This window comes from Streptosporangium sp. NPDC050855 (assembly GCF_044456585.1).
GTDB lineage: Bacteria > Actinomycetota > Actinomycetes > Streptosporangiales > Streptosporangiaceae > Streptosporangium > Streptosporangium longisporum.
Genome location: NZ_JBITFY010000006.1, coordinates 62,377 through 74,446, shown reverse-complemented (window position 1 = coordinate 74,446; position 12,070 = coordinate 62,377). Strand labels below are relative to the sequence as shown.

Annotated in this window: 10 protein-coding genes; 3 read left to right on the top strand and 7 right to left on the bottom strand. The window is 72.9% G+C overall.

The window, feature by feature from the left end:
• Positions 1 to 110: 110 nt before the first annotated feature.
• A complete protein-coding gene (locus ACIBCT_RS14580) occupies positions 111 to 1,646 on the bottom strand; it encodes a S1 family peptidase (RefSeq protein WP_399188493.1) in 1,536 nt (511 codons plus the stop codon).
• A 205-nt stretch (positions 1,647 to 1,851) separates the two neighbouring features.
• Between ACIBCT_RS14580 and ACIBCT_RS14575 the strand changes: the two genes are divergently transcribed.
• Entirely contained in the window at positions 1,852 to 2,679 is an 828-nt protein-coding gene (locus ACIBCT_RS14575) for an alpha/beta fold hydrolase (RefSeq protein ID WP_399188491.1), read from the top strand.
• Positions 2,680 to 2,707: 28 nt separating this feature from the next.
• Here ACIBCT_RS14575 and ACIBCT_RS14570 read toward each other — a convergent pair whose 3' ends face one another.
• From ACIBCT_RS14570 to ACIBCT_RS14560, 3 genes are all read right to left on the bottom strand, one after another.
• On the bottom strand, positions 2,708 to 3,145 hold the full coding sequence (locus ACIBCT_RS14570) for a GbsR/MarR family transcriptional regulator (protein WP_399188489.1): 438 nt from the start codon (positions 3,143 to 3,145) through the stop codon (positions 2,708 to 2,710).
• Positions 3,142 to 3,720: an alpha/beta fold hydrolase gene (locus ACIBCT_RS14565; RefSeq protein WP_399188487.1), complete on the bottom strand. Its 579-nt coding sequence runs from the start codon at positions 3,718 to 3,720 to the stop codon at positions 3,142 to 3,144. Before ACIBCT_RS14565 ends, ACIBCT_RS14570 begins: the two co-directional genes overlap by 4 nt.
• Before the next feature lie 72 nt (positions 3,721 to 3,792).
• Positions 3,793 to 4,740 carry an NAD(P)/FAD-dependent oxidoreductase gene (locus ACIBCT_RS14560; protein ID WP_399188485.1) on the bottom strand — a complete coding sequence of 316 codons (948 nt, stop codon included), beginning with the start codon at positions 4,738 to 4,740 and terminating at the stop codon, positions 3,793 to 3,795.
• A gap of 383 nt (positions 4,741 to 5,123) precedes the next feature.
• On the opposite strand from ACIBCT_RS14560, the gene ACIBCT_RS14555 reads away from it, so the two are divergent.
• Entirely contained in the window at positions 5,124 to 6,329 is a 1,206-nt protein-coding gene (locus ACIBCT_RS14555) for a hypothetical protein (protein ID WP_399188481.1), read from the top strand.
• Positions 6,330 to 6,453: 124 nt separating this feature from the next.
• Here the strand turns inward: ACIBCT_RS14555 and ACIBCT_RS14550 are convergent, their stop codons facing one another.
• From ACIBCT_RS14550 to ACIBCT_RS14540, 3 genes are all read right to left on the bottom strand, one after another.
• The gene (locus ACIBCT_RS14550; protein WP_399188479.1) at positions 6,454 to 8,952 is read right to left on the bottom strand and encodes an Hsp70 family protein; all 2,499 of its coding nucleotides are present in this window, start codon (positions 8,950 to 8,952) and stop codon (positions 6,454 to 6,456) included.
• Positions 8,953 to 9,160: 208 nt separating this feature from the next.
• A complete protein-coding gene (locus tag ACIBCT_RS14545) occupies positions 9,161 to 10,132 on the bottom strand; it encodes a hypothetical protein (protein ID WP_399188477.1) in 972 nt (323 codons plus the stop codon).
• A gap of 39 nt (positions 10,133 to 10,171) precedes the next feature.
• The gene (locus ACIBCT_RS14540; RefSeq protein WP_399188475.1) at positions 10,172 to 11,098 is read right to left on the bottom strand and encodes an LD-carboxypeptidase; all 927 of its coding nucleotides are present in this window, start codon (positions 11,096 to 11,098) and stop codon (positions 10,172 to 10,174) included.
• A 30-nt stretch (positions 11,099 to 11,128) separates the two neighbouring features.
• Here ACIBCT_RS14540 and ACIBCT_RS14535 point away from each other — a divergent pair, with 30 nt between their 5' ends.
• Entirely contained in the window at positions 11,129 to 12,019 is an 891-nt protein-coding gene (locus tag ACIBCT_RS14535) for a sulfotransferase family protein (protein ID WP_399188473.1), read from the top strand.
• Positions 12,020 to 12,070 lie beyond the last annotated feature (51 nt).

Below are 12,070 nucleotides of genomic sequence, written 5' to 3'. Positions count from 1 at the left end.
GCCGTGACGGTCCGGGGAATCCCGTGTGACGCCGGGACGGGCCGCGAGACCGCGCCACCGGCACCACCGGCGGCACCGGCACCACCGGCGGCACCCGCGGAGCCGGAGGCTCAGGGCGCCGTGAATCCCAGGACGTAGGGACCGGAGCCGACCGTGGCGGTGATCCGGTAGCGGTAGGAGCCGGGCGTGCCCTGGTGGCTGACCATCTCGTCGGAGGTCACCCTGTCACCGGGTACCACGGTCAGCCACTTCAGGCCCGTCCACTTCTCCAGGTACAGGTCGAAGTCGGCACCCTCCGGGCCGTCCACGCACCCGACGTGCAGGCCCGCGACGGCCGAGCGGTACGGTTCGGCCGGCTGGTAGTCGTCCTGTCCCTTGACCAGGGTGCCGGTCACCTGCCGCGGGTACCCCGTGCAGGTCCGGGAGGCCCCGGGCAGCAGGTCGTCCTCGGTGGTCTTCAGGGTCAGGCCGTAGGCGGTGAGGATCGCGGCGATCGGCTGGAAGTAGGTGGTCCCGCCCGAGGCGCAGTCGCCCGAGCCTCCGGAGGTGACGCCCTGCGCCTGGTCGATGGAGATGATCGGGCCGCCCGAGTCGCCGGGTTCGGCGCAGATGCTGGTACGGGTCAGCTCGCTGACGACGCCCCCGGGGTAGGTGACGCTGGCGCTGAGCTGCTGGAGACGGCCGCACTGCCAGTCGGTGGTGGAGCCGGACTGGCAGACCGAGGCGCCCTCGACCGCCGGCCGGGCACCGGAGACGGGCACGGTGGAGCCCGCGCCGCTGTCCACCGCGGGGATCGTCCTCCAGGATTCGTTGACGGTGATCCAGGCGTGGTCGCTGCCGGGGAACGTCGAAGCCTGGAAGACGCCCTGGGCGACGCGGTTGAAGCCCGTGGTGACGTCCCCCTGCCTGCCGCAGTGGCCGGCACTGACGAAACCGGGCCGGGTGCCCTTGAGCACCGAGAAGCCGACCGAGCAGCGGTTGACCGGGCCGACGTAGTAGGCGGCGCCGCCCACCAGCTCGTATGCGGGGGCGCTCAGGGGCAGGGGGACCTCGACGGAGGGCAGCACGGTCACCGCCGCCCGGTTCACGCCGGCCTTCTGCACGAAGATCTCGACCCGCTGGGGGGTGGGGGCCAGGACGATCACCTTGTTGCGCTTGACGTCGACGTAGCGCACGCTGGAGATCAGCGGATCCGGGGGCAGGGCGGCGTCCAGCTTCTTCCTGATCGCCACCAGCTGTGCCAGCGAACGCGGGACGACCTCGGCCTGGGCGCCCTCGACGATGATCTGGGGGATGTCGGCGGCGCTGGTGGTGGCCACCACCAGGGTGTGCGCGGTCTTGGTGCGCAGCCAGGCACCGCCGAAGCGGACGCCGAGCCTCTCCCTCAGCCGGGCCGCGACCGCGAGCAGCCGGTTCTCGTTGATCAGACGGGTCTCGGCCTCCTCCCTGCTCATGTTCAGGTCCTGCTCGATGGCCTCCAGCATGCCCGGCGGCGGTTTGACGGCCGAAACGGCCGCAGCGGCCGGAGCGGCCGCCGGGGCGAGGACGACTCCGCCGGGCCGGTCGGCGCGGGCCGGAACGGCCCCGAGGGCGAGCGCGACGATCACCGGAACGCATCCGGCGGCAAGGACGGGCCTGCGGACCATGACTTCTCTCCCGGGCGTCGATGTCGGCACACGGGGGGAAGATCACTCATGCCGGACGCCACTGAGCGCGCGACATGGACGGAACCACCTTAACGAGTCGGTGCGCGATCGCGGCGAGGCGCGCAGGCGGTCGTCCGGCCGGTTCCGGACCGAAGATCGAGATCCTGGCATCACGGCTCCCGGGCCGCGATGCGAGGATGAGGGAATGATCGGTTTCACGTCGTACGACGGGACCGCGCTCGTCTGTCACGAGCGGGGAGAAGGACCGGCGCTGGTCTGCCTGCCGGGCGGGCCCGGACGGTCCTCGGGATACTTAGGAGATCTCGGCGGCCTGTCGGCCCGGCGCCGGCTCCTCCTGCTGGACAACCGGGGAACCGGCGAATCCGCGGTGCCCCGTGATCCGGACACGTACGCGATGGACCGCATGGTCGCGGACGTCGAGGCGCTTCGGGTGCGCCTGGGGTTCGAGCGGATGGACCTGCTCGGGCATTCGGCGGCCGGAGGGCTGGCGCTGCTGTACGCGGCCCGGTACCCCGGACGGATAGGGCACCTGGTGCTGGTCACACCGAGCGTGCACCCGGCGGGGATCGAGATCACCGACGAGCAGTGGTGCGCCCGGATCGAGAGCCGGGCCGGTGAGAGCTGGTACGAGAGCAGGCTGGTGGACCTCAAGGCGTGGGAGGCGGGCGACGAGAGCCGGCGCCTGAGGGCGCAGCCGTTCTTCTACAGTCCCTGGAACGAGACCGCCGAGGCGCACGCCACACGGTTCGCCGAACGCTCGGCCGAGGCGGCGAAGCGCTTCCACACCGGCATGCCCGCCCCCGAGCGGACCCGGGCGGGCCTGGCGAAGGTCACCGCGCCGGTCCTGGTGATCGCGGGAGAGCAGGACCCGGGACCGTCGCCCGCGCACGCGGCCGAGCTGGCCGGGATCTTCCCCCGCGGGACCAGCGTCGTGCTGCCCGGGGCCCACTACCCCTGGGTCACCGCTCCGGAGGCCTTCGCCGAGGCCGTCGAGGGATTCCTCGGCGGTTAGCCGCACGAGGCCGGGACGTCGCCGTGGCTCACCGTCGCGCGCGTTCCCGGAGGACGTGTTCACCGGCGTCGACGTAGGAGGTGAACAGGCTCGTGACGTCGCGAAGGCGCGTCGCGGCCCGGGCGTTCTCGGTGAGTTCCTCGGCGGCACGCAACGTGCGGATGAAGGTCCGGGCGCGTTCGTGGCTGGCGGCGAGGAGCTGCTCGAACCCACCGGCCGCTTCCACCAGCAGGCGACGGCTGCCCGGCTGCGGGATCGTACGGGCCAGCCCCCACGACACGAGCTCGCGGATCGCGGTGCTCACGGCCCCCGAGCTGAGCGACAGGTCGGCGCGCAGCTGCTCGGAGCCGGAAGGCCCGTCGCGCAGCAGGAGGTACCCGTAGATCCTTCCGGTGGCCCGGGGAAGCCGCCATCCGGCGAGCGTGTCGCCCATGGCGTTCACGAACCGCTCCTGCTCCGGGGTCACAGCGGGTTCCCCTCCGGTCGCGCGGGCAGGAGCCCCCACCCTTCGAGGAACACGGGCTTGGGCATGCGCGCGAACGCCGCTTCGGCGCGTGCGATCGCTTCGGGAGACTCGGCCGAGGCCCGTGCCATCAGACGGGGAAGAGCGCTCTCCGGGATCAGGGAGAGCACCGGCGCGGCGAGCCGGAGCGCGAGACGCTCGAGCCCCGACAGCGGGCCGGTGTTCCAGGCGGAGTCGAGCACGATCACCCCGCCCACACGCTCCGGGTGCTTCCGGGCGAAGGCCTGCACGAGGTTGCCCCCGAGGGAATGTCCGACCAGTACCGGAGCGTCGACGCCGCACTCGACCAGCAGCGCGCCGAGATCCCCGAGTGCGTCGGCGGCCGTGAACCGTGTGCCGTCCGCGAGCGCCGACCGCCCGTGCCCGCGCATGTCCCAGAGGATCACGCGGACGCCTCTTCGATCGAGCGAAGCGGCCTGCGCGTCGAACATCGAATGATCGACGCCCGCGCCGTGGGTGAGCACCACGGCGGGCCGTCCGGCTCCCCGGTCCGCGAACGCGATGTCCGCGGTCGTCATCGTGAGGCGCCGATCCAATTTCACCATTTTCTGAATATAACGAAGACGGCCGTCGCGCGAGCGACGCGGCGGTCAGGACGCCCTTCTCCCGTCCTGCTCCGCCGAGGCCGCGGCCCGGGCGGCGAGCGCGGCCCGCACGTCCGCCTCGACGAGGTCGGCGTTGATGGCGATCGCGGTGACCAGGCCGTTTCCCGCGGCGGTGATGACGTGCGCCGTGTCATGGGCGACGTTCCCGGCCGCCCACACGCCGGGCACGCTGGTCAGGCCGTCGGGGTCGGTCCGCACCCAGCCGTTCTCGTCCATCTCGCATCCCAGGGCGGTCAGCAGGTCGTCGTTGGCCGCGGAGCCGGGGGTGACGAACATCGCGGCGACCGGGACGACGTCCCGGTCGGCGACGCGTACACCGGTCAGCCGGTCGTCCTCGACCACCAGCTCCGTGACGGGGCCCTCCACCACGGACACGTCACGGGCGTCGAGCCTGCGCCGGTCCTCGTCACCGATCGGCACCTGCTGCAGCAGCGTCACGTCGTCCGACCACTGCCGCAGCATCAGCGCGTGCTCCGGCCCCTCCTCGTCGGTGCCGAGCACGCCGATCGGCTCGTCGCGCACCTCGTGGCCGTGGCAGTAGGGGCAGTGCAGCACGTCCCTGCCCCAGCGTTCGGCGAGGCCCGGCACCGGGGGGAGCTCGTCACGCAGGCCGGTCGCCACCAGCAGCCGCCGTGCCCGCACCCCCGCCCGGCCCTTGAGGTCCACCAGGAAGTCCTCCCCGTCCCGCCGTATCCCGGTGACGGTCTCCTCCATGACCTCGCCGCCGTAGGAGCGCACCTCCTCGCGGCCCGTCCTCAGCAGTTCGGCGGGGTTGGTCCCCTCCCGGGACAGGTAGCCGCGCATCTGCGCGGCCGGGGCGTTACGAGGCGTCCCGGCGTCGACCACGAGAACGCGCCGCCTCGCCTGAGCGAGCACCGATGCCGCGTTGAGCCCCGCGGCTCCGCCTCCGACGACCACCACGTCGTATGTCATGGCGTCGCACTCCCCCGTGTCTGACCTGCCAAACCATCGACGGCGCGGGGAGAGGCGGTGTCCGCTCGCACCGCTGCCCGACGGCGCGGCCCCTGATCCGGTCCTTGGTCCGGGCCTTGATCCCGAGGGGGTCCGGGGGTGGATCCGGGGGCGGTCACGACGACGGGAGCACCGCCGGGAGACCGTCGGGAAGGCCGTCGGGAGCATGCCCGGAACGGCCCGGGTCCGCTGCCCCGTCACCGGCGCGTCCTGACTTCGGCCGCTGACCCCCAGCGTGAGGGCCACGTCGAATCATCCTTTGCGGAAACCGGATTGGCCCTTGAGAAGAGGGGTATCGGAGGCTCTCCGCACTCGTCACTGCTTTAGAAGGAGCGAGAGCACGTATGACCTTCAACCCCCTGCAGGAGCGGGGCATCCCGCTGGACAGGCAACTGCGCAACTGGCGTGAACTCAACGTCACCCCCATAGACCCCGATCACGGCGACCCGTACACCCGGTGCCGGATCATCGCGCTGAACGGCATCGAAGTCGAGTCGATCATGTTCAGCCACCAGTTCGCCCGGCACTGCCCGGACCCGGCCGTCAAGCAGCAGCTGGCCGAGGTCCGCTACATCGAGGCCCAGCAGCAGAAGGTGGTCAACTGGCTGCTGCCCGGCCTGGCGTCGGTGCTGGAGACCACGATCGCCTACGAGCAGGTCGCGGTGGACCTGACCGCCTGGGTCGCCCGGATGGAGCCCGACCCCTACCTCAAGCGCGCCTACGAGTTCGGCGTCCTGGAGGACTTCGACCACCTGTACCGGTACGCCAACCTGTACGAGATGATCGAGCACCGCAAGGCCGAGAAGATCGTCGACAACCTGACCGAGGTCACCCCCGGCCGGCCGACCTACCTGCACCACCGCCACCCGGTCGACAACGTGCGCGAGCCCTACGACAAGAACGTCGTCGACCCGCTCTCCCGGCTGCACGCGCTGACGATCATGGCGGCCGAGCAGCAGACCATGAACTTCTACATGAACGTCGGCCCCACCTACATGGAGCCGATCGCCCGTCAGCTGTACCAGGAGATCGGGCTGATCGAGGAGGAGCACGTCACCCACTACGAGTCACTGGTCGACCCGGGCGAGACCTGGTGGGAGCAGCTGCTCACCCACGAGTACAACGAGTGCTACCTCTACCACTCGTTCATGGAGACCGAGTCCGACCCGAAGGTCAAGGCCATCTGGGAGCTGCACCTGAACATGGAGCTGGAGCACCTGCGCCTCGCGGCGGAGATGTTCAAGCGCCATGACGGGCGCGAGCCCGAGCAGGTCCTGGCACCGGTCCTGCCGGCGCCGGTGACCTTCGAGCCGAACAAGGCGTACCTGCGCCAGCTGCTGACCGACACGATCGACTTCACCACGATCGGCACCGGCTACGTCAGGGACATGCACGAGCGGTTCGAGGGCTGGCAGGCGGCCATCCACGGTGGCGAGAAGCCGCCGAGCGAGATCGTCATCGACGAGAACCGCAGCAAGTCCGGCCGGGAGTACCGGCTGGAGACGGAGGGCCCGCACCCGGTGTCCTCGCTGCGCGCCGACGAGGGCTGAGCACCGGCCGCAGGACGCGCGTCGTCGGACGCGGGCCCCGGGGAGACTCCCTCCCCGGGGCCCGCATTCGCGTGCGCCCCCTCGGGAACGACCTTCCCGGAGACCGAGGGCGGGCGCGGGGCCGTCAGAGCGGCAGGTGCACCAGGGTCGCCGGGTGGTCGCGGGTGGCACCGGCCGCATCGGCGGGACGGTGCAGGCAGAGCAGGCCGGTGGGGACCCGGACGACCGGCTCGAACGTGCCGGGCGTGCGGTGCACCTCGCGTGCTCCCGCGGGGGTGACGTGCAGCAGCCTGCTGCGGCCCGCGTCCAGCATGGTCATCCACATCGAGTCGCCGTCGGCGACCAGCCGGGGACGCTCCCGGCGGTGCCGGGAGGTGAGGTGGCCCGCCAGGGTCGCCGACTGCTTGCCCATCAGGAACTCCGGCTTCTGGGAGCGCCGGTCGAAGACGCCGACCGACCAGCCCCTGGCGGGACTCACCTGGTCGGCGCCGACCGCGTAGATCTCGTTGCCCGCAGGGAACCAGCGCAGCGCGCCGCCGCGCGGGCGCGGCATGACCAGCCGGGTCCTGCCGTCCGCGGTGTCGGCCTCCAGTCCCGCCGAGCCGGAGGTGAACCACCTGCCCCGGTGCAGGACCACCTGGTGCAGCCAGGCGCGTCCCGGCTCCCGCACCGTCGGGCGGACCACGCCACCGGGATCGATCAGGCAGAGCACCTGCCACGGCCGGAAGCCGTGGTGCGCGTTCTGGAACACCGGCTTGTCGCCGCTGAACTGCCCGAGCACCACGGCGCAGCCCGGCGCGCCCACCGAGGACGACGGCTCGGTACCGCTGGGCGCCTCCTGGTCGACCAACCGGCGCCGCCTGTCGCCCTCGTTCAGGAACCACCGGGCGTACGGGCCCAGCTCGTGCCGCCGGGGGGCCTGGAAGGCGAACCCCCCGCCCAGGTCGAGCTCGATCATGGCGAGCTGCCCGGTCTCGCCCCAGGGCAGGCCCACCGAGGCGTCGACCGGGACAGCCGGCCGTGAGTGGAAGAAGACCCAGGCGGTACGGCCGTGGGCGATCACGGCCGGGTCGCCCCACATCTGCATCGGGTGGGTGGCGCGGACGGCCAGGTCGGGGGTGAGGGTACGGACCAGCACCTGGGCGGGCCCGACCCGCTCCACCGCCACGACGCCCTCCGGGGAGGCGTCCCACTCCACGAGCCTGCCGAAGGCGAGCTCCCGGTCGTGACGGCCGCCGATCCCGTCGAGCCTGCGCAGGACGTGCCCGTTGCCGAAGGCCTGGTGGACGAGGACGCGGCCCGCCGCGACGCGCGCCTCCAGCACGCCGTCCATGACCTTCTCGATCCCCTGGACGACGGGCCCGTCCGCCGCACCCCTGGCCCCCGCGACGCCTCCGCCGACGGGGCCGCGGTAACCGCCGATACCGGGACCGAGCCCGGGAGCGGTGACCATGTGCCCTCCGGTGGCGCCCCCACCGCCTCCGCCGGACGCCCGGTGCCCACCGGCCGGAACGCCCGGCACCGGCGCGCCCGGCTCGCGGCGCTCCACCTTCAGCTTCCAGGCCAGCTGCGCGGCACCGTACGCGACCACGACCTTCGGGTCGTCGTAGGTCCTGACCCGGTCGCCGAACCGGTCGCGCACCGCCTTCTGCACCAGCGGCATCCGGCTGGGACCGCCGGTCATGAACACCGCGGCCAGCTCGTCCGGCTCCACCCCGGCACCGCGGACCGTCCGCTCCAGGATGCCGACCGTCCTGGCGATCTCCTCCCCGATGAGGTCCTCCAGGTCGGCCCGGGTGATGTGCACGTCCTCGTTGATCCCCACCACGTAGTGCGAGGAGGTGTCGAACGTCGAGAGCGTCTCCTTGGCCTCCCTGGCCATGGTGAGCAGATCGGCGGCGTAGCTCACGTAACGACGCTCGGGGTTGGTGGTCACCTGCAGCCACCAGTCGGCGTCGAACCGTTCGATCTGGCTCCCGAGGAACGCGAACACCTGCTCGTCGAACCCCTCCCCGCCGATCTCGTCGCTTCCGCCCGGCTCGCCGACGACCGCGAAGTCGCCGCCGTCCTCGGCGAGCACCGCCGCGTCGAAGGTGCCCCCGCCCAGGTCGTATACGGCCAGCCGCGACCCACCGGCCGCCCACCCGCCCGAGGCGTAGTAGCGGGCCGAGGCGACGGGCTCGTCGACGAGCGCGATCCGCACCCCGCGGACGACCTTCCTGGCCGCGGCCAGCAGGACGGCCTTGCGGTCGGCCCCCCAGGCCACCGGGTGGGTCAGCGCGATGCAGTCGGGGTCGGCGCCGTCGAACCGGCGCCGCCCCTCGGTGACGAACGGCTCCAGCAGGGCCGCCAGGGCGTCGGCCACGTCCACCGGGACGCCGCCCAGCAGCATGCGGCCGCGCCCGACATAGCGTTTGGGGTTGCGCTCGACGCGCTCGGGGCTGATCGCGATGCCGCGCTGGGCGATCCGGCCCGCCACGAGCGTCCCCCGCTCGTCCAGCATGACGGCGGAGGGGATCCGCCGCTCCCCCTCGACCTCCAGGACGTCGAAGCGCCCCTCGGTCGCCATCACCCCGGCGGAGAAACTCGTCCCCAGATCGACACCGAGGCACCACTGCGCCATGTCCCACCCCTCGTTGATCCCGCCCCCATCATCCCGTATCCGGCACCCCCGTCCGGGGCCGTGCGGGACCGTGCGGGCAGGCGCGGACCGGTCCGGGATCCGGTACGGCGGGAGCCGGGACGACCACGGAACCCACCCGGGACCACCGGTGTCACCGGAACCCAACCGGGACCACCGCGGGGTCCATCGGGGCCCGCCGCGCGGCGGTTCAGCCCTCCGCGCCGCCCTCGGACCGTACGGCCAGGGCGGCCAGGACGCGGGCGAAGTCCGGCGGGGGCGCGACCACCAGCCGGGTCTGCCCGTCCTGGTCGATCAGGTCGGCCCTGATCAGGGAGAGACGGCCGGCGTGCCACCAGTAGACCTGCGGGCTGAGGGCCCCGGCCCGTCGTTCGAACTCCCGCTGGGCGAACAGCCGCAGCCGCTCGATCGCGCGGACCACGCCGATGCCCTCGACCGGGTGGACGATCAGCGTGGCCGGGTCGGGCAGAGCGACGAGGACGCCGTCGGAGGGGACGGGCAGGTAGTCGCCCAGCCTGCGCAGGTGGGCCGCGGCGCCCTCGGTGGGGCCGGTCAGCCTGCGGACCGCCACGCCGCCGAGGTCGCCCTCGGTGACCGAGAGCCGCTCGTCCCTGCGGGCGTTCTCCAGGGCCAGGTCGAGCGCCTGCCCGGCGGTGATCGGCCAGCAGCCGACCTCCTCCGGGCGGACCGGGCGGGCGGCCGAGCCGGTGGGGGCGGTGGGGGCGGTGGCGGTGGGGGCGGTGGCGGCGGGGCCGATGGTGAGCACCTCGACCAGGTCGGCGGTGAGGTGACGGCCGACCACGTGGGCCGGGTCGAGGTCGTCGTCGAGCTGGATGCGGGTCCGCAGCAGCGGGCGGACCTGCCTCAGGTCGCAGGCGTCGAACGGCTCGTCGGCGGTGGCCAGCGCGTGGGTCAGGTGGCCGGAGACCAGGACCGGCCAGTCCTCGCGGGAGCGGCGCAGGGCCTCGGCGCGCAGCCCGGCCAGGCGTACCGTGAGCCGGCGCGGGCCGGTGAGCGTCAGGGCGGCGCCGTCCGGGTCGAAGGCGCAGGCGTAGCCGAGATTGTCCGCGACCAGGGCGAGCAGGGAGTCGAGATCGACGTCTTCGACCGGCCGCCTGGGCGTCTCGGTCTTCCGGTCGCGGTGCCGCCGAAACAATCTCACGCGTGCGCCCCCTCTGCCGGTTTCCTCCTAGGTTCGCACCTAGAGTGCCGTGCCCGCGCCCCCGGTTGAGTAGGCCAGAGAGCACGATTCTGCATCAATAACACCAAGTGTCCCTAGTAATACGGAAAATTGTGGCATTCCATGACCTATCGGGAGACCGGCGATGACGGGCACGCCGAGCGGCCCGAGGAGCTCCTCCAGCACCGGATAGGGGTCGGCGCAGCCCACCCAGGAGCCCAGGACGAACCCCGCGGCCCCGTCCAGCGAGCCCGCCTGGAACAGCTGGGTGATCATCCGGTCGATCCGGTACGGCGCCTCGGCCACGTCCTCCAGCAGCACGATCCTCCCCCGCGCCGAGAGCGCGTACGGGGTGCCGCAGAGCGCGGCCAGCAGGCTGAGGTTGCCGCCGGTCACCGGGGCGGTGACGGTGCCTGCGCTGATCACCCGGTCACCGGTGATCCGCGGTGGCGTCCCGGCGAGGGCGGCGGTGAAGTTCTCGAAGGTGCGCGGCTCGGGCCCCTCGGGGTCGCTGATCGTGGAGCAGGCCGGCATCGGGCCGAACCAGGAGGCGATGCCCAGCTCCGTGGCGAGGGCGGCGTGCAGCGCGGTGACGTCGCTGGAGCCGACGAACGCCTTGGGCCCGGCGGCCCGCATGGCGTCCCAGTCCAGCAGGCCGAGGATCCGGGTGGCGCCGTAGCCGCCGCGGGCGCAGAACACCGCGGTCACCTCGGGGTCGCACCAGGCGTCCCGCAGGTCGGCCGCGCGGGCGGCGTCCGGGCCCGCCAGATAGCGGTCCCGCTCCAGCACGTGCGGGCCGACGCGGACCTTCAGGCCCAGGTCCTCCAGGACGCGGACGCCGCGCGCCAGCCGCTCGGGGTCGGGGGGGCCGCACGGCGCCACCACGGCCACCGTGTCCCCCGGGCGCGGCGGGGGTGGGAGCGGTGACCCGGCGGCCGGTTCGTTCACCTCGCAAACGGTGCCACACTGGGCTTTCATATGCGACCTCCGCCCCACATCCTGGTGGTCAACGGCATCAAGGTCCGCCGGCCGGTTTTCGTGCTCGCCGCCCCGCACTCCGGCGCGGACCTGCTGGCCCGCGCCCTGAAACGCTCCCCAGGCTTCCACGTCACCATGGGGCGGGCGGCGGTGGCGAACGTCGTCTACGCCTTCGCCCGGCGTCCCTCGATCGCCGGACGGGGCATGGGGGCGACCCGCGTGCTCCGCGACGCCCTGGCCGAGTCCTGGCAGCTCCTGCCCGGCGCCTGCGAGGAGTGCCCGCCCCCCTGCCGGGAGGCCGGCGGCGTGACCGGGGCGGGCCCGTGCACGACCTCGGACGCCGTGGCCCGCTTCGGCGACGCCAGCCCCGACCTGATCTACAGCGCCTCGGTGCTGCTGCAGGCCTTCCCCGACGCCCGCTTCGTCCAGCTGATCAGGGACGGCCGCGACGTGGCCGCCGACATGCTGGCCGACCCCGCCTCCCTGGCCTGGTTCAAGCCCTCCATGCTGAGCGAGGAGACGGAGTTCCCCAACCCGTTCCTCGGCGTCAACTCCGGCGAGCACAGCGAGCGCTGGAAGGCGATGCCCACGGCGGGCAAGTGCGCGCTGCGCTGGCGCAGCGCGGTCCGGCTCTCGGCCACCCTGCACCACGAGCTGCCCCGCGACCAGCTGCTCACCCTGCGGTACGAGGACCTGGTCTCCTCCCCCGCCGAGACCGTGGACGGCCTCTCCCGCTTCCTGGAGACCAGGGTGCCCAAGGTCGCCCTGCTGGGCAGGAACGTGCCCAAGGTCGGCGTCTGGCGCACCCGGCTGCGCGAGGCCGACACCGAGCTGGTCTCCAAGGTCGCCCGCGAGGAGCTCGCCCGCCTGGGCTACGTGCAGCCCTCCTGAGACCGGGCCGGCCCGCCCGGCGGGACGCCCACCGGTCCGGCCCCCCTCCGT

Excerpts from the sequence above, each read along its gene's own strand:
- ACIBCT_RS14565 (WP_399188487.1), bottom strand. The coding sequence starts at position 3,720 with ATGACGACCGCGGACATCGCGTTCGCGGACCGGGGAGCCGGACGGCCC.
- ACIBCT_RS14535 (WP_399188473.1), top strand. The coding sequence starts at position 11,129 with ATGCGACCTCCGCCCCACATCCTGGTGGTCAACGGCATCAAGGTCCGC.
- ACIBCT_RS14555 (WP_399188481.1), top strand. The coding sequence starts at position 5,124 with ATGACCTTCAACCCCCTGCAGGAGCGGGGCATCCCGCTGGACAGGCAA.
- ACIBCT_RS14580 (WP_399188493.1), bottom strand. The coding sequence starts at position 1,646 with ATGGTCCGCAGGCCCGTCCTTGCCGCCGGATGCGTTCCGGTGATCGTC.
- ACIBCT_RS14550 (WP_399188479.1), bottom strand. The coding sequence starts at position 8,952 with ATGGCGCAGTGGTGCCTCGGTGTCGATCTGGGGACGAGTTTCTCCGCC.
- ACIBCT_RS14575 (WP_399188491.1), top strand. The coding sequence starts at position 1,852 with ATGATCGGTTTCACGTCGTACGACGGGACCGCGCTCGTCTGTCACGAG.
- ACIBCT_RS14560 (WP_399188485.1), bottom strand. The coding sequence starts at position 4,740 with ATGACATACGACGTGGTGGTCGTCGGAGGCGGAGCCGCGGGGCTCAAC.